The sequence below is a fragment of the Methanolobus sp. ZRKC2 genome, from assembly GCF_045291185.1.
In the GTDB taxonomy this organism is placed as follows: domain Archaea; phylum Halobacteriota; class Methanosarcinia; order Methanosarcinales; family Methanosarcinaceae; genus Methanolobus.
Genome location: NZ_CP146980.1, coordinates 2,731,549 through 2,748,115, shown reverse-complemented (window position 1 = coordinate 2,748,115; position 16,567 = coordinate 2,731,549). Strand labels below are relative to the sequence as shown.

Here is a 16,567-nt window from a genome sequence, read left to right as displayed (position 1 = left end):
CTGACAAATGAGTAAAAGAGGGATTAAATGAAATTATTCGGTTCATCAGGCATAAGAGGAGTGGCAAACAGGGATATTACTGTGGACTTAGCCCTCAAAGTAGGTCTGGCACTTGGAAAATTGAAGAAAACTGCTGTCATCGGCAGGGATCCAAGGGTTACAGGCGAGATGATAGAGCATGCAGTTATCTCAGGACTTGTCTCCTCCGGCTGTGACGTAGTCCGTGTCGGCCTTGTAACAACACCCACCCTGGCGTACGCAACAAGAGACTACGATTGCGGTGTTATGATAACAGCATCCCATAACCCGGCAGAGTATGCAGGAATAAAGTTGTGGAACCCCGACGGAATGGCTTTTGATTCAAAGCAGCAGGAAGAAATTGAATCTATAATCGAGGATGAGGATTTCCTGGCTGTGAAATGGGACAAAGTCGGCGATATAACATCCTATCACAACGCCGTAAGGGATCACACGGATATGATACTCAAGAATACGGGAAGATCGTCCATGAGAGTCATACTTGATTGTGGATGTGGAGCAGGAGGTACGATTACTCCATTTTTACTCAGAGAAATGGGATGTGAAGTCATTACGCTCAACTCACAGTTGGACGGGCATTTTCCTGCCAGGAATCCAGAACCCAATGAGAAGAATCTCGGGATGCTGATGAAAGTAGTTAGAGAACTTGATGCCAGCTTGGGTATAGCACACGATGGAGACGCTGACAGAATGATGGCAATCGATGAAAAAGGTAACTTCGTAACAGGTGACGAATTGCTGGCTATTTTTGCATCCTATGAGTGCAAAGGCAAATCAAAGATTGCCGTACCCGTCGACACATCCATGATCGTGGATGATGCCTTGCCGGATGCTGAGATCATCAGGACGAGAGTAGGAGATGTCTATGTGGCTGAAGAAATGAAACGCCACGGTACAAATTTTGGTGGTGAACCATCTGGAAGCTGGATCTTCCCGAGGATATCTTATTGCCCGGACGGGATCTACGCCGCCGCAAGGCTCGTAGACATAGTAAAAGAGACTCCGCTTTCCGAACTGACAGGAAACTTACCCAGGTATCCGACACTACGGGGCACGCTTAAATGTGATGATTCATTGAAGGAAGAACTGATGGGAGCAGTAAAACAAAAACTGGAGCCCATGGGAACAGTTTCGGATATTGATGGCATAAGGGTGGAAATGGATGACGGATGGGTACTTGTCCGCCCGTCAGGAACTGAGCCCAAGATACGCATCACAACCCAGGCAAGGGAAAATGTTGAAGGATTATATGAAATGGCAGAAAACATTGTGAAGGAGTGCTTCAAATGAAAGCCGTCATCCTTGCTGCTGGCGAAGGCACAAGAATGCGCCCGCTTACTCTATCAAAACCAAAAGTGATGCTCCCGATTGCCAACAAACCCATGATAGAGCACACAATCAATGCTGCAGTGGATGCCGGAATAAAAGAGTTTGTTCTTATTACCGGATATCATGAGGATGCACTGAAAGATTATTTCGGGGATGGAAAAGAACGTGGAATTAGCATTGATTACGTTCACCAGAAAAAACAAATGGGTACTGCCGATGCAATTGGTTGCGCTAAAGGGCATGTTTGTGACATTTTTGTTGTGCTCAATGGCGACATGCTGATAAGTTCAGAACATATAAGGCAGTTGATATCTTCGGAGAAAGATGCTGTTATAACGGTCAAGGAAGTTGACGAGCCATCCCATTTCGGAGTTATAGAAACCAATGGTGAAAGGGTCACGAAGATAATCGAGAAACCTGAAAAACCTCCCAGCAACCTTGCAAATGCAGGCATTTACCTCTTTAAGGAATCTATTTTTGATCTCATAGATAAAACTGAATTATCACCCAGGGGAGAGCTGGAAATAACAGACTCGCTTCAGATGATGATAGATGCCGGAAGCAATATTGGCTATCAACTGCTTGAAAGTGAATGGATCGACATCGGAAGACCTTGGGACTTGCTTGAAGCCAATAAGGTGTTGCTGGAAGGGATGAAGGGAGAGTTGAAAGGTACCGTAGAGCCTCATGCGACTCTCCATGGAGAAGTCTATGTAGGCAAGGACACAATTATCCGCAACGGAGCCTACATTGTCGGACCGGTGGTAATCGGCGACAACTGTGATATAGGTCCTAACTGCTTTATCCGTTCGTCTACGGCTATAGGCAACAATGTCCATATTGGTAATGCAGTCGAAGTGAAGAACAGTATAATTATGGATGGCACCAAGATAGGACATCTCAGCTACCTTGGCGACAGTGTAATCGGCCTGAACTGCAATTTCGGTGCCGGTACAAAGGTGGCCAACCTGCGCCATGATGGCAGGAATATCAGATGTCTTGTGAAAGGCAAGATAGTAGATTCCGGCAGGAGAAAACTGGGTGTTATCATGGGTGACGACGTACATACAGGCATCAATACAAGTATAAACGTTGGCACTGTTATGGAAGCCGGAACTTCCAGCCTTCCGGGAGAAGTCGTTACGCTGAAAAGAAAAACTAATTAAAGCACTTTATCCTTTTTCCATTATCGAGTGATATAATTGAACTTCAATGTCGAGATCCAAAAACTTAAAGATCTGGCACGTCAGGCAGCTGATGTCATAGAAGAACATGACTATGTCAGGATCATATCCCATAACGATGCTGACGGACTCACATCAGCAGCAATCATGTGCCGTGCACTTATGAAAAAAGGAATCCGTTTTCATACTACAATAGTATCACGACTGGACGACAGTGTAGTTGATACTGTAATCGAAAGTTCTGCGGAGCAAGACCTTGTAATCTTCTGTGATATGGGAAGCGGACAATCTGATATGATATCAAGAATAAGCCAGGAAATAGTAATTCTTGACCATCATATACCAGTAGGTGATTCGTCTGCAAAGGTGACCGTCAATCCCCATCTTGTAGGAATTGACGGAGCTATGCACCTTTCTGCCTCCGGTACAACTTATCTGGTTGCAAAAGCACTCGATGCAGGTAACACGGACCTTGCCGGTCTTGCAATTGTAGGTGCTGTGGGTGATAAACAACTGATGAATACCGTCAACAATACTATTCTGGAAGAGGCAGAGGATGCAGGCGTGATATCCGTACGCAAGGGCTTGAAGATGGGAGACGGAGATATTGCCGATATTCTTGAATACACACCAGAACCGTACCTGGATATTACAGGCAATAGGGAAAAAATCAATGAGTTCCTTGGCATTCTTGACCTTAAGGGTAACATCAGCGAGCTTTCAGCCGATGAAATGAAGAAACTCACATCAGCCATTGCTTTAAAACTTGCAAAAAAGGCGAGTTCTGAGGCTATAGATGCTTCGATTGGAGACGTATACTACCTCAACAAAGAACTTGTGAGCAATGTCTATGACATGGTTGCAATTCTCAACACCTGTGGTCGTATGGAAAAGGCAGGAATGGCACTCTCAATCTGTATGAATAACAGGGAAGATCTGGAAGAAGCACAAAATATGGCTGTTGAATACCAGCGATCCATAGTAGAAAACATAAACAAAGCCCTTGATAAGCTGCAGATAGGAAATAATATCGGCTACCTGATAACCCAGGATATGGAATCCACAGGTATGGTCGCAAGTACTATGGTACGCTACATCAATCCTGATATGCCTTTCATAGCTGTCAATCAGGTAGAGGACATTGTCAAGGTCTCAGCAAGGGGCACACGTGCACTGGTCTCAAACGGCCTGGACCTTGCCTTTGCTTTACGTGAAGCCTCTAAATCAGTTGGCGGTGACGGAGGGGGGCATAACGTAGCAGCTGGAGCATCCATCCCGCAGGGAACTGAGGAAGAGTTCGTCAGTAAGGTTGATGAGATAGTAGGCTCCCAGATTGAAGTCAATAAAGAGGATTAAGCTTCATGAAAATCAGGACAACAGTTGAGTTCAGGGATAAGGACGCTCATCTTATTGCAGAAAAAGTTGCAAGATCACTTGCACCGGACAACCTTACCAGTATGGACACCGAAATATCAAAAAAAAGTGCGAAGATCCACATCACTACAGAAAAAATCACTTCACTCATAGCAACCCTTGATGATCTGCTCATGAATGCAAAGGTCGCAGAAGAGGTGCTTGAGGAACTGGATGAATAGTTGCAAAACTATTCCCAGAGATGCCTGTTTTTATCTATCAGTTCTTTTTGCTCATCAATCCTTAACCGTTTGTAAATCAGTGCTGCAGGATGATATATTTTGAGCACAATGATCCCGGTTTCTTCGGAAATTTCAGAAATACCCCATTCCAGTGTTTTACCGTTGCAAAACGCTTTTTCAGCAGTATTGCCAAGCAGGATTATTACTTTTGGGTCCAGAAGTCGTATCTGAGCCAGGAGAAATGCCTTACAGGCATTAATCTCGTTTTTCAAGGGATTTCGATTTTTGGGAGGACGGCACTTTATTGTATTTATGACAGCATAGCCATTCTCTGAAAGGCCCATGTATTCGATCATCTCATCAAGATTCTTTCCGGCCCTCCCGCAAAAAGGAATGCCTGTTTCATCTTCATTCTTACCGGGTGCCTCACCTATAAAAACGACCTTCGGGTTGTCGGAACCTTTGCCTATGACCTTATTCGTAACAGTCTCATGAAGCACGCAGCCTTTACAGGCTTGTATTTCATTTTTGACAAGTTCGAATCCACCTTCAACAAGCTCCAGAACCCTGGAAGAATCCATTGTCAATTCATTTTTGCCCATATTATCAATCTGCCTGAAAGTCTTCCATGAAGCGTATCTGTTCTGAGATGAAAGAGTTGTAATGAGAAGCTATACCAAATTCATGTGCTTTTTTGACAATTGCACCATTCATGAAATCTATTTCTGTCTTCCTGCCTGATGAGATATCCTGAAGCATGGATGAGTGATGCCCAGCAGTATTTGGAAGCTGGATGTCATGCAGGTGTTTCAGGTATTCTTTTGCGCTTTTCCATGGCAAAGATACCGAGTCAGCCTCTGCCACCATAAAAGCTTCCGTTACAATATTCTCTATGACACTCCATGCATGAGCATTATTGAGCCTTCCATAAGGAACACCCATCACGGCACCAAGTGGATTGAGGGCACAATTGTAAAGAACCTTGGACCAGATGGAACTCCTGATATTATCTGTAGCCTCCGCTTTCATGCCAGCTTCCTTTAATAGTGTGACCAGTTCCATTACATTCTCATCAAGACCTGAAGGGAACCTTCCAAGGTTCATCGGACCACTTTCGACTGAAACATGGACCTGTGCATTCCCTTTCCACTCAAAGCCCGTAATAATGGTGCCACCAATTACATGATCCGTGTACTCTGAAATGATCTCTTCATTACCAAGGCCGTTTTGCATACTGATAACCTCACGACCCTTCAGCAAATCAGAGAACTGGTTACAGATATCCCTAGTACCTGTCGATTTGCAAGTAATGAATACATAATCAGGATTCATGTCTTCAGGAACAGCTTCCGAGCAACTGAAACTGTATGTACCTTCGCTCCACATCCCGGACATCATGAAACCATGAGAAATAATCCGGTCTGCATGTCGTTTTCGGGATACTGCATGTATATTGCATACAGTAGAGAGCTTTGCGGCTATGGAAAGACCGACAGCTCCCGCACCCAGTATTAGAACATTCATGAAATTCCCTCGATTTTTTGATAAATACTGAGTTTTTCTATTAAATAGTAACTATTGGGAAACAAAATGAGCTATCGAACAGGAGATGATGGAGAATTATCAGGAAAAGTAAGAAATGATTAAAACGTTAGATTCTCAAAAAGTACACATTGATAGTTTCAAAAATATTAAATGGTGCCTTAAGGCACCATAAATTGTTCTTATTCTATTGTTGCCGTACCTGATGGAACAGAACTCAAATTCAGTTCCATCGGATAGTTGACATGATCCATTGCTCCTTCCGGAATTTCACCAATGAGAGGTTTGATCTGGAAAGGTGAGCTGCCCGTTGGATCTGTGCCGTTTATATCAGGCTCAATTGATATCACTGCCAGACTTTCACCATCAGCAAGATCCAGTGGGAAAACGACCCCTTCAGGTGCATTTACAAGGAAATCTTCTCCAGGGAATGGAGGAGCAGGTTCCGGACCACTATAGCCATCAAAGAAATCTGCTTCATCAACAGCTACAAATTTTCCTGAGGAAATCGGTTGGCCCTGATTTATAACCCAGCCCTCGTATACCCATCCTTCAGGCAGATCCGGCAATTCAAGACCTGCTGTAGGAGGTTCCGGAAGCTCTAAGAACCAAATACCACTTGTTTCATTGGTATCGGCACCATCGGTAGGTGTTGCAAGGATGTAAGTTCCGTTAGCCTCTGAGAGGTTAAGTGGGAATTCCAGATCTGCAGTTCCGTTCTCAACTTCACCTTCCAGTATTACGATGCCACTTGGCTCTGCATCAGTGTCATTTCCTGCTTCTATGGTAACTACTACCATTTCTGCAGAACTTATGTTCTCAGCAACAGAGAATGAAAGCTCATCACTTTCATTTGACTCTATATTGAACGTACCGGTACTGATCTTCTCTTCCCCGATTATAGCCCAGCCTTCGTAAACACCTTCTTCAAGTGGCTCCAGGCCTTCAAAATTAAATGTTATGACCGAATCAGAAGCATTTGATTCAGCACATTGGACAACGGGTAAAGAAATCAGAACTATACCAAGCAATAAAATTGTCTTATGTACTATATTCATATTTCTCCCTTTCATAGTATACACGGGCACTGTGCCCATGCTTTCAATACGGGATTTTCCATGAGATACCGCCATTTGCGATACCAAATACTTTCTGCTTTGCTAAATCCGATTGAACCAATACTGAAACATGTTGACATTGTACCACCCTTCATCAAGTTTCATGTAAGCAATCCCACTAAAACATTATTGGCCGACATACATATAGATTCCGAAGCAATGAGTAGCTAATAAAATCTGGTATTTCGGATACAAATTTGGTACATGTGCCGATAAAGTGCTGCTACAATCACCGACAATAGAAGTTCTTAATTATCAAAAGATACATCATGCATAAAGTAACCCGACAAAGAAAACTATTCACTATAACAACGGATTGCTGCTTACTTATCCACATCACAATCATATCACAATGTAAGGAACGGAATTACAATGGATTCAAAAAAAAGAGCTGAATGTTGCCCTTCAGATGAACCACCCAGAAATGGGGATGCAATAGATTTCAAATTCAAGCTGGAATGTTCACTGAAGACAAGTGCCGATGCAACAAAAGCGGTAGATGTTATCGGTGAATACATCGATGAGGCTAACAAAACCATACTCACAAAGGGAGCACCTGAGGGACAGGGAGCAAAAGTCACTGCATGGAAAGTTGAGGGAGACAGGATAAGCCTTACTATAGAATCCGGCAGGCATGTGCGTGTGCATGATGCACTACTTCGTATGAGAAAGCCACTTGCCGGAAAACTTGGAAAAGGATTCAAGATAGGAATCCGTGGAATAGAGGTTGACTCGTACTCAATTGAAGTACCATCTGAAAATGAACTTCCTCAGATGAAAATACCATATGTTACAAAGATGGGATACGAAGACGGAGTTGTCAGGCTTGAACTCGATGTTGATGAAGCTGCAATGTCAAACCGTGTACCTGACAGGATACTTTCCCTGATGGAAGACAAGATCGAACAGCATTCATACGGAGGAAAGACCGAGCACTGGCACATCCTCTGGCAAAGCGAGAAAAAGGAGCATAAGTTCACCGAAGACCCTACTAAGGCAATGATGGAGGCCGGATGGCTTAAAAGAGGTGCCAGCAGAGGACAGTGGATTCATGGTCCGCAGTCCACAAGGATGTTCAGAACCTTTGAAAAGATAGTGCTTGAAGAGCTGCTTGAACCACTGGGATACAGGGAGATGATATTCCCTAAACTTGTTCCATGGGAAGTCTGGCAGAAATCAGGACATGCAAAAGGTGTCTATCCGGAGATATATTACGTATGCCCTCCTAAGACGCGTGACCCTGAGTTCTGGGAAGAGGTCATTGACCACTACAAGGTAACCCATGAGGTCCCTACATCACTAATCAAGGATAAGATCGGAGACCCGATCGGCGGAATGTGCTATGCTCAGTGTCCACCCTTCTGGACATATCTTCAGGGCGAGACTGTTCCAACCGATGAGTTCCCGATTAAGGTATTTGACAGATCAGGAACCTCACACAGGTATGAGAGTGGAGGAATTCACGGCATGGAACGTGTGGACGAGTTCCACAGGATAGAAATCCTGTGGGTAGGTAACAAAGACCAGGTCCTTGAGACTGCTTCAAGGCTGCATGACAAGTACATGCATATCTTCAATGAGATACTCGACCTGGAATGGAGAAAGGCATGGGTCACACCATGGTTCATGGCACAGGAAGGACTTACCGGAGTTTCCGAACAGACTGAAACCGGTACTACCGACTATGAAGCTGTACTGCCATACCGTGGCGAGGATGGAGAATGGCTGGAATTCCAGAACGTCAGCGTAAACGGTAACAAATACCCGTCTGGATTCAATGTCAAGTGCCAGTCCGGTGAGGAACTCTGGTCCGGATGTTCAGGAGTGGGACTTGAGAGATGGGCATCAGCATTCTTTGCACAGAAGGGACTGGACCCTGAGAACTGGCCTGAGGAATTCAGGAAAAGAGCAGGAGAAATCCCCGAGGGAATCAGGTTCCTTTGAACCTGCTTTAGTACTATATCATTATAAGGAATCCTCAAATAATAAAGCAGGATTCCTTAATCAATTTCTATCACTACTTTTCCCTTTACACTGCTGTCACGCTGGTATTTCAAAGCCTCTCTGGCCTTATCCAGAGGAAACGCCCTGTCAATATTAACTGTGATTAATCCCTTATCGTAAAGTTCTGCCAGACTTTTCAGGTCTTCACTGTTGATCTTTGTAAGCTGTCCCAGAGCAGTTACCTTATATTTTTCCATTAGTTCAGTATCAGGCTGCTCAAGCATTGAGACAATTATACCTCCTATCTTCAGTACCTGGAATGACCTTCTGTAAGTATCACCACCAACAGTGTCAAAAACAGCATCATAATCCTGTAGTCGGTCCTCAAATCTCTCGTTCCTATAATCGATAATTTCATCAGCTCCAAGTTTCTTGAGGTATTCTGTTTTGTCCTTCCTGGCAGTCGTTGCCACATACGCACCAAGATATTTTGCAATCTGGATCGCAATTGAACCAATACCTCCTGAGCCACCGTGTATGAGAATCTTCTGGCCTTTTTTCAGATCCATTTTGTTGGAAATCGCATCCCACGCACTCACAGCCACAAGAGGCAATGCAGCAGCTTCCATATTGTTTGCTTTTTCAGGTTTTTTGGATATCAGTTTTTCATTGGTGACTAAATATTCTGCAAAGGCTCCCGATCCACCTGCAAGGATGATACCACTACCATATACGTCATCACCTTTCTCATATTGAGTTACTCCTTCACCTACGTCTGTAACCGTACCGGTGAAATCTCCTCCAAGAGTCTGAGGAAAACTAAGCTTTTTCCACTGACTCATATAGCCCTCACTCATTTTCCAATCAATGGGGTTTACACTTGCTGTATGTACCTTCACAAGAACCTTTCCGGGAGCAAGCTCCGGCACTTTAGCGTCCTGTATTATCTCTATCACATCTTTTCCATATTCGTTAATCTGAGCAGCTTTCATTATCACTCCCTCCAAATTAAGATCTAAAGTCATTTGCTGCTAACATGTAACAAATCCACATAAATTTAGAAAAAAATAAGTGATTGAACCTTAAATGTTGTTATGAACAAATTGTACTAATAAGGAAAATTATAGGAGGTTCAATGACAGAATATTTGATAACCTGAGCCAGAAAGATTTGCAACTCTATTTACAAATGGACCTTACTACATATCCAGCTTTACTCTTCGGATGGTATCGATGAAGCTCTTTGTTTCTCTTTTCACATCATCACTGCAAACTACTGCAGAGATAGCTACAAGGCTGTCGGCACCACCCCGGACAACACTTGTGCAGTTTTCTTTATTGATGCCACCGATCGCAACAACTGGAATATTTACAGAATTCTTCACAAACCTTATACTTTCAGGGCCGATACCATCTCCAGCATCCTTCTTAGTAGCAGTATCAAATATCGGGCCTAGTCCCACATAGTCAGCACCGCTTCTTTCGGCATCAAGGGCCTCTTCAACATTGCTGACCGAAAGTCCGATAATCTTATCCGGTCCCATAAGCTGCCTTGCCATATCAATTGACATATCATCCTGCCCGATATGTACGCCATCAGCATCTACTGCCAGAGCGACATCTACCCGATCATTTACCAGAAAAATTGCCTCATTACCGCACAGAGTCTTAATCTGTGCAGCTTCAAGGATCATGTCCTTTGTACTCCCGGACTTCTCTCTATACTGGACAATCCTGCATCCTGCTGCAACTGCATTCTCCACATCAGAGAGAGTTCCTTTTTTCGAAAGACCTGAATCTGTCACTAGGTAGAAATCGATAACTTCCAGCAGTGATCCTTTGTGATTCATTATTAACATCCCTGAATAGTCCGATCAGAACTCTTCAACATTTAGCATGGACAAAGCTTTTTCATCTGAAAGGGTGAATACCTCATCATAGAAATGCATCTTGAAAGTTCCGGGACCCATCGCCTTTTCAGATGCAAGTTCCCCGGATATTCCATAATAGCACAGAGCATCCTTTGCTGCATCACAATAATCTGTGTTGACCGCGGCGAAAGAGCCAATAACCGATGCAGCCATGCACCCGGTTCCTACAACTGAACCCATTGAATCATGACCATTCTTTACAACAAAGGTTTTCTTCCCATCACTGATGATGTCTTCCTTACCTGTCATAACAACAACACATGACCTTGAGTTTGCAAAATCGCTTGCAACTTTCTTCGGGTCGGCATCAATTGCAGTTGCTTCAACTCCCCTGGTTTGTGCATTTTCACCTGCCAGTTTTGCGATTTCGGAATAGTTTCCTTTGATTATGTCAATATGTGCTGAATCAAGTATCTTTGCAGCCATCTCATCCCTGAATTTTGTTGCTCCAACACCGACAGCATCCAGTACCACAGGTATGTCATTTTCGTTTGCAGCGGTAGCCGAGATAATCATTACATCAACAAGCTCGGTTGTAAGTGTACCGATGTTAAGTACAAGCGCAGACGCAATACCCGTCATGTCTGCGGCTTCCTCTGGAGCATGAGCCATTACCGGAAGTGCACCAAATGCTCTTGTCATATTCGCGCAATCGTATATCGTTACCCAGTTAGTAATGTGATGTACCAGTGGTTTTGTTTCCCTGATTGTTTTTAGGGTATCCTTCATTTTAATCCTCTCCGGATCAGACGTAATATTTTATCATTTTTTACTTCGGATTCTCAAGAAAGTGAGAAATTCTATTTAAGTCTGATTGCCTTCACAATTGTGAATGTGCTTTTATAGAGCCTATGAATTAAATATATTTTGTATGGACCAATCAGTTTTAAGTTGCAGAAATCATACCGACATATTTTTCATCTTGTATCTGTTACTATGATTGATTCTGGTTTCCAAACAACGCATCAGGCTCATCTGTTATTTGGAATTTGCTTTTTGTACTTAGTTCGCGATTTGCTGACCTAACCGATTTGTTTATATATGGATATGACTTGTATAGAAAGCCAATCTAGTGCACATATCATTCATATTCATATCACGATAGCCAGTTGAACATTTAAACTGATCATTTAATAATCACATATTACATAGAATCACATTCATTCGGAGGAATTTCTTGGCAAAGAAAGCACAGAGAAAGTTAGACAAGTGGAAGTCAAAAACATGGTATAATGTAGAAACACCTGAATTCATCAGCAGGACAAATATCGGAGTGACCCCTGCAGAAGAACCAGAGCAGCTTATCGGCCGTGTTGTAGAGACAACTGTTGGCGAAATCGCAAACGATTTTACCAAGCACAACACAAAGCTTAAGCTCGAAGTCAGTGAAGTCAATGGTGATGTTGCCAACACCAGATTCATTGGTCACGAGATCACAACCGATTACCTGCGTTCCATTGTCAAGCGCCAGACCTCAAGAATTGACACAAATCTCGACGTGACAACAAAGGATGGTTACCTTATCAGAGTCAAGCCTATATGCTTCACTGTTAAGAGAGCAAGAACAAGCCAGATAAAGGCTATAAGGGAAGTCATGGACAGGATTGTAAGGGAACGTGCTGCAGAGCTTAACTTCGAGCAGTTCATCGAAGAAGCCATCATGGGCAAGCTTTCCGCAAACATCTACAGGAATGCAAAGTTCATCTACCCGCTTAGAAGGGTGGAGATCAGGAAGACAGAAGTTAAAGCTCTTCCTGTAGCTGCTTAATTTTTAACTTGATTTTTCGAGGTATCACTTCAAGTGATACCTAAAATTATATTTTTTCCTGATAAGCTTCGTTATTGACTTTATAGCTGGTCCTGAAGAATCTTGCCTTCACAAAGCTAAATTTCAGTATTTTTGCCCTTGCTTTCATATTCTTTTCGGATCATCTTTGCCATTTCTATGTTCGCATCTACTACAAACGAACCTATGTATCCACAGTATTTGCAATGATAGAGACCTTCAACTCCCCCTAACTCATAATACAGGTCAGAGCTCCCGCATACGGGACAGACCTGCATGGTCCCTTCCGGGTTATCATCATCTTCTGAAATGAGCTTATCGATATCATCCATGTTGTCAGAATCAGGATCTCCCATGTTTACCTTCCTCCTGCTGAAATTTTAGATCGGCAGAATACTATATGATATTATGATACCATAAAACATATCAAACTATCTGAAATTTCCATTCTGATCTCTGCAGGCAAATTTCTGCGGATAGGGACAGAGAAAAGTTTGTTCTGATATGTATTCCACATTGAACTGCAGTGACCAGGACAATATTCTTTCTTTCAGTTCGAGCAGGACAGAACTATCCTCACGATATCCCTGTAATTTCTGCAAAAAAATGAATTTTTCCTGAGCTCCAAGGTACCTTGAAATATATCCAAAAGAGTGCAGCATAGCATTGATGGTTGAGCCGGTTTCCGCCGGTTTTGACAGTATTTGTAACAATAGGTCCAGATATTCTCCGAAGACCATCTCAACCGGCCGCTTCTCCCTGTTTGCAACTACATTACCCATCGATAACATTAGTTGTTTATCATATGCCATTAGCAAAAGCTTGTTCCGGGTGTGGTATTCGATCAGTGAATGCATACTCATCAGGGACGATGCTTCCCTGAAAGATGAAAGGGTAAATACCACAGTCAGAAAATGATCCCTGATGAGAAGATCATTTACCTGTACTTCATCAACCGCTGGCAGATGAGGATATTTATTGAAAACAGCATCCGCAAAGAAACCATTTTCCTCTGAATTCAGCCAGTTTTTCCCCTCCGCATTAGGATATACTTTAGTAGTGCCCATTCCACAGGAAGGGGATCTGGACTTCAGGATAAAACCGTCAAAATCATCAAGTTCTTCAAGATAGGAATCTGCAAATCGTTCCATTTTCTGCGTCAGTTCAATTCCTGTTGCCGGCTGTACAAGTCGCTTCTTCCCGTCAAGGACAATACGTATGGGATCCCTTGGAACACCAAGCCCGATCTCGCATTCGGGACAGACGCAAATAAAATCCACAAAAGGTTTCATGGATTCAACAAAGGAACTGGGTATCACCTGCCCGTCATAGCGGCAGGAAGCAAAACCCAGGCATTTGCTTACTACTATGATAGGACGGGGAAACTTGGACAATTTGATGGCCTCTGCGGAATGTCATTGATAAGAGCTCTTGACTGCGATGCAAGTATCAATAGAAATTAATTGAAATGTCAGAATGACTTTTTATTCCCGCTCGGACCTCTCATGTATTTCCCGAATTCTGAGTCAACAAGCTTCATTCCATTGAACACGGGTCCGTCCTTGCATACCCTGAGACCTTCCTTATCCATGCAACAGGCTCCACATACACCAATACCGCATTTGAAGTACCTGTGAAGACTTAACTCGGTTTTCTCCAGGGAACCCTGTTCATCGAGGATTTTGGCAACGAATTTCATCATCATTTCCGGACCGCAGGTATATATCCTGTCAAAGCCGGAAGTATCAGTTTCCGCGAGTATGTCTGTCACAAACCCGCAGCGATGCGCAGAACCGTCATCTGTTGTAATACTAAGTCCGCCACACGATATGAGCCTGTCAACAAACAAAAGCTCATCAGCATTTCGTGCTCCAAGTATTGTACTTACACACGCACCCCTTGATATGGCTTCTTCCGCAAGCAGAGAGACTGCTGCAGTTCCAACACCACCTGCAACAATGAGGATATTCTCATCAGGCTCAGGAAGTGTGAACCCTGTTCCAAAGGGGCCACGTATACCAAGATGATCTCCTTCCTGAAGCTCAAACATCTTTTCAGTTGCGTCTCCAACTTTCTGTACAGTAACGGCATTCTTATAGGACATGGTCATGGGAATCTCATCTGTGCCTCTTATCCAGACCATGACAAACTGTCCGGGAAGTGCCTTTTCAAAACTTTTGTCAAAGAAGAAGGTCTTTGTCGAAGGCGATTCCTGAACTATCTTTGTTATCGTAACGTCAACGGGATACATCAGCTCCTCCTGTGGGCAAGCCCTGTGATGTCTTCGACACTCCAGCCCTTTTCCAAAAGGAAACTGTCAATTCCATCTGCAACATTCCTGAAAACATCTACTCCGTCATAGACTGCTGAACCAATCTGCACAGCAGACGCACCTGCCATCATCATCTCCACGGCATCTTCCCAGTTTGAAACGCCCCCCACACCAACAATCGGTACATCGAGGGCTGCGTAAAGATCATAAACACATTTGATTGCAACCGGATTCACAGCCTTTCCGGAAAGACCACCGAACCTGTTGCCAAGTACCGGATAACCACTATGAATGTCTATTGCCATGCCACGGACAGTGTTAATTGCGACGATGGCATCTGCTCCACCTCTCTGCGCAGCTTCACCAATACTGACAATATCCGTCACGTTGGGTGTAAGCTTTACCCATACAGGCAGATCAGTCACATCACAGACAGCAGCAGTCACTTCCTCAACCGCACATGCATCACATCCAATAGATGCACCGTAACCCTGCGCATGCGGACAGCTCACATTGAGCTCAAAAGCATCCGGCTTAGAATCTGCCAGTCCTTCAGCAACCATTGCGAACTCTTCAGCATTACCTCCGAATATGCTGGCAATCACAGGAACACCTGCACCCTGTTTGGCTATTGCAAGTTCTCCTGAAAAATCAGGATACGAAGGATTGGGAAGTCCCATTGCATTCAGGAAGCCGCATCCAAGGTCTACCATGCTTGGATTTTTATGACCTTCCTTTGGCTGAGGGCCAATGGACTTTGTAACAACTGCACCTGCCCCTTCTTTACCAACGCGTGCGAGGGAAGCACCGGTCGTACCCATAATCCCTGCTGCAAGTATTGTCGGGTTCCTGAGTCTAATACCTGTTATCTCTATCATAGTATCCTGTAATTTCAAAGCAGTTTACTGGAAAGCTGGCAAACCGCCAGTTCGACAAGTTCTTTCCCGCCCATGTCTACAAGCTCCATTGCAAGCTCCCGGGCATGTTCCTCATAGTTATCCAGAGGGATAATCTCATCAATGCGCACTTCTTCTGAGCCGTCCAGTGCAAGCACCTCTGCAAGAACCCGCAGTTCATCATCATTCACAAACTCCGTAAAAGAGCCGATTGGTGCTGTACAACCTCCTTCCACATCTGCCACAACAATGCGCTCAATAGTAGTCTCGATGCGGGTCTTCCGGTGATCAAGCATTGAGGTAGCCTCTTCAGCTTCCGTACCTGCAAGAGTGACAACTGCTATGGTCCCCTGGTTTGCTGACGGGCAAAAATGATCCTGGTGAAGTCTTTCCACATCCATTTCCCAGCCCATACGTTGCAGGCCGGCCTCCGCCAGTAATATACCATCATAGAGACCTTCATTTAGTTTTCTTATGCGGGTATTGATATTTCCACGCAGGTCCTGAACCTCAAGATCGGGACGATGCCGTAATATCTGTGCACGCCTGCGCATAGAGGTTGTCCCTATAACAGACATTTCAGGTAGTTCATCCAATCTTGAACCATCAACTGTCAGTAGCACATCGAAAGGAGAATCCCTCTTAAGGACCGCTGAAGTTGTGAGTTCTTCTGGCCTGATAGTCGGAAGATCTTTCATGGAATGAACTGCTATGTCCACTTCGCCTTCAAACATCCTATCATCGAGTTCCCGGACAAAGGCACCGACTCCTTCCACTTCATGAAGGGGACGATCTGTAAAAGTATCACCTGACGTTTTGATAATTTTCCTGGTAGTGCTTACACCTCTCTCCGACATCATTCGTTCGATAGTCGTAGCCTGTGCGAGTGCAAGATCACTTCCACGGGTTCCTATTATCATGAATATACTCCA

General features: G+C 44.0%; 17 protein-coding genes. 6 read left to right on the top strand and 11 right to left on the bottom strand.

The features are described 5' to 3' along the window. Nucleotides 1–27 precede the first annotated feature (27 nt). Genes glmM through V7O62_RS13250 form a run of 4 tightly spaced genes read left to right on the top strand, consistent with a single transcriptional unit; the run spans nt 28 to nt 4,147 of the window. Nucleotides 28–1,329, top strand: coding sequence for a phosphoglucosamine mutase (gene glmM, locus V7O62_RS13265; RefSeq protein ID WP_406656815.1), 1,302 nt, complete (start codon nt 28–30; stop codon nt 1,327–1,329). After that, nucleotides 1,326–2,534 carry a bifunctional sugar-1-phosphate nucleotidylyltransferase/acetyltransferase gene (gene glmU, locus V7O62_RS13260; RefSeq protein WP_406656814.1) on the top strand — a complete coding sequence of 403 codons (1,209 nt, stop codon included), beginning with the start codon at nt 1,326–1,328 and terminating at the stop codon, nt 2,532–2,534. Before glmM ends, glmU begins: the two co-directional genes overlap by 4 nt. A gap of 36 nt (nt 2,535–2,570) precedes the next feature. After that, on the top strand, nt 2,571–3,908 hold the full coding sequence (locus V7O62_RS13255) for a DHHA1 domain-containing protein (RefSeq protein ID WP_406656813.1): 1,338 nt from the start codon (nt 2,571–2,573) through the stop codon (nt 3,906–3,908). Between the two features lie 5 nt (nt 3,909–3,913). Beyond that, entirely contained in the window at nt 3,914–4,147 is a 234-nt protein-coding gene (locus V7O62_RS13250; protein ID WP_406656812.1) for a KEOPS complex subunit Pcc1, read from the top strand. An 8-nt stretch (nt 4,148–4,155) separates the two neighbouring features. Here V7O62_RS13250 and V7O62_RS13245 read toward each other — a convergent pair whose 3' ends face one another. From V7O62_RS13245 to V7O62_RS13235, 3 genes are all read right to left on the bottom strand, one after another. Next, nucleotides 4,156–4,749 carry a uracil-DNA glycosylase family protein gene (locus V7O62_RS13245; RefSeq protein ID WP_406656811.1) on the bottom strand — a complete coding sequence of 198 codons (594 nt, stop codon included), beginning with the start codon at nt 4,747–4,749 and terminating at the stop codon, nt 4,156–4,158. 4 nt (nt 4,750–4,753) lie between these two features. Then, entirely contained in the window at nt 4,754–5,671 is a 918-nt protein-coding gene (locus V7O62_RS13240) for a ketopantoate reductase family protein (protein WP_406656810.1), read from the bottom strand. A 200-nt stretch (nt 5,672–5,871) separates the two neighbouring features. Beyond that, nucleotides 5,872–6,747 carry a hypothetical protein gene (locus V7O62_RS13235; RefSeq protein ID WP_406656809.1) on the bottom strand — a complete coding sequence of 292 codons (876 nt, stop codon included), beginning with the start codon at nt 6,745–6,747 and terminating at the stop codon, nt 5,872–5,874. 432 nt (nt 6,748–7,179) lie between these two features. On the opposite strand from V7O62_RS13235, the gene V7O62_RS13230 reads away from it, so the two are divergent. Continuing rightward, a complete protein-coding gene (locus V7O62_RS13230) occupies nt 7,180–8,751 on the top strand; it encodes a serine--tRNA ligase (RefSeq protein ID WP_406656808.1) in 1,572 nt (523 codons plus the stop codon). Between the two features lie 56 nt (nt 8,752–8,807). Here the strand turns inward: V7O62_RS13230 and V7O62_RS13225 are convergent, their stop codons facing one another. From V7O62_RS13225 to thiM, 3 genes are all read right to left on the bottom strand, one after another. After that, the gene (locus V7O62_RS13225; protein WP_406656807.1) at nt 8,808–9,743 is read right to left on the bottom strand and encodes an NADP-dependent oxidoreductase; all 936 of its coding nucleotides are present in this window, start codon (nt 9,741–9,743) and stop codon (nt 8,808–8,810) included. A gap of 206 nt (nt 9,744–9,949) precedes the next feature. Then, nucleotides 9,950–10,600, bottom strand: coding sequence for a thiamine phosphate synthase (gene thiE, locus V7O62_RS13220; RefSeq protein WP_406656806.1), 651 nt, complete (start codon nt 10,598–10,600; stop codon nt 9,950–9,952). A gap of 24 nt (nt 10,601–10,624) precedes the next feature. Continuing rightward, entirely contained in the window at nt 10,625–11,410 is a 786-nt protein-coding gene (thiM, locus tag V7O62_RS13215) for a hydroxyethylthiazole kinase (RefSeq protein WP_406656805.1), read from the bottom strand. A gap of 448 nt (nt 11,411–11,858) precedes the next feature. On the opposite strand from thiM, the gene V7O62_RS13210 reads away from it, so the two are divergent. Further along, nucleotides 11,859–12,449 (top strand): 30S ribosomal protein S3ae, encoded by a 591-nt coding sequence (locus tag V7O62_RS13210; RefSeq protein WP_406656804.1) that lies wholly within the window; start codon nt 11,859–11,861, stop codon nt 12,447–12,449. Between the two features lie 116 nt (nt 12,450–12,565). Here V7O62_RS13210 and V7O62_RS13205 read toward each other — a convergent pair whose 3' ends face one another. From V7O62_RS13205 to hemC, 5 genes are all read right to left on the bottom strand, one after another. Further along, nucleotides 12,566–12,823: a hypothetical protein gene (locus V7O62_RS13205; RefSeq protein ID WP_406656803.1), complete on the bottom strand. Its 258-nt coding sequence runs from the start codon at nt 12,821–12,823 to the stop codon at nt 12,566–12,568. 75 nt (nt 12,824–12,898) lie between these two features. Next, a complete protein-coding gene (locus V7O62_RS13200; RefSeq protein ID WP_406656802.1) occupies nt 12,899–13,861 on the bottom strand; it encodes a YbgA family protein in 963 nt (320 codons plus the stop codon). Nucleotides 13,862–13,938: 77 nt separating this feature from the next. Then, entirely contained in the window at nt 13,939–14,718 is a 780-nt protein-coding gene (locus V7O62_RS13195; RefSeq protein WP_406656801.1) for a dihydroorotate dehydrogenase electron transfer subunit, read from the bottom strand. Continuing rightward, nucleotides 14,718–15,617 carry a dihydroorotate dehydrogenase gene (locus V7O62_RS13190; RefSeq protein WP_406656800.1) on the bottom strand — a complete coding sequence of 300 codons (900 nt, stop codon included), beginning with the start codon at nt 15,615–15,617 and terminating at the stop codon, nt 14,718–14,720. Before V7O62_RS13190 ends, V7O62_RS13195 begins: the two co-directional genes overlap by 1 nt. Before the next feature lie 14 nt (nt 15,618–15,631). Continuing rightward, entirely contained in the window at nt 15,632–16,555 is a 924-nt protein-coding gene (hemC, locus tag V7O62_RS13185; protein WP_406656799.1) for a hydroxymethylbilane synthase, read from the bottom strand. Between the last annotated feature and the right edge of the window lie 12 nt (nt 16,556–16,567).

Coding starts and splice junctions, on each gene's coding strand:
- glmM (WP_406656815.1), top strand. CDS start 28: ATGAAATTATTCGGTTCATCAGGCATAAGAGGAGTGGCAAACAGGGAT.
- glmU (WP_406656814.1), top strand. CDS start 1,326: ATGAAAGCCGTCATCCTTGCTGCTGGCGAAGGCACAAGAATGCGCCCG.
- V7O62_RS13250 (WP_406656812.1), top strand. CDS start 3,914: ATGAAAATCAGGACAACAGTTGAGTTCAGGGATAAGGACGCTCATCTT.
- V7O62_RS13245 (WP_406656811.1), bottom strand. CDS start 4,749: ATGGGCAAAAATGAATTGACAATGGATTCTTCCAGGGTTCTGGAGCTT.
- V7O62_RS13240 (WP_406656810.1), bottom strand. CDS start 5,671: ATGAATGTTCTAATACTGGGTGCGGGAGCTGTCGGTCTTTCCATAGCC.
- V7O62_RS13235 (WP_406656809.1), bottom strand. CDS start 6,747: ATGAATATAGTACATAAGACAATTTTATTGCTTGGTATAGTTCTGATT.
- V7O62_RS13230 (WP_406656808.1), top strand. CDS start 7,180: ATGGATTCAAAAAAAAGAGCTGAATGTTGCCCTTCAGATGAACCACCC.
- V7O62_RS13225 (WP_406656807.1), bottom strand. CDS start 9,743: ATGAAAGCTGCTCAGATTAACGAATATGGAAAAGATGTGATAGAGATA.
- thiE (WP_406656806.1), bottom strand. CDS start 10,600: ATGAATCACAAAGGATCACTGCTGGAAGTTATCGATTTCTACCTAGTG.
- thiM (WP_406656805.1), bottom strand. CDS start 11,410: ATGAAGGATACCCTAAAAACAATCAGGGAAACAAAACCACTGGTACAT.
- V7O62_RS13205 (WP_406656803.1), bottom strand. CDS start 12,823: ATGGGAGATCCTGATTCTGACAACATGGATGATATCGATAAGCTCATT.
- V7O62_RS13195 (WP_406656801.1), bottom strand. CDS start 14,718: ATGTATCCCGTTGACGTTACGATAACAAAGATAGTTCAGGAATCGCCT.
- V7O62_RS13190 (WP_406656800.1), bottom strand. CDS start 15,617: ATGATAGAGATAACAGGTATTAGACTCAGGAACCCGACAATACTTGCA.
- hemC (WP_406656799.1), bottom strand. CDS start 16,555: ATGATAATAGGAACCCGTGGAAGTGATCTTGCACTCGCACAGGCTACG.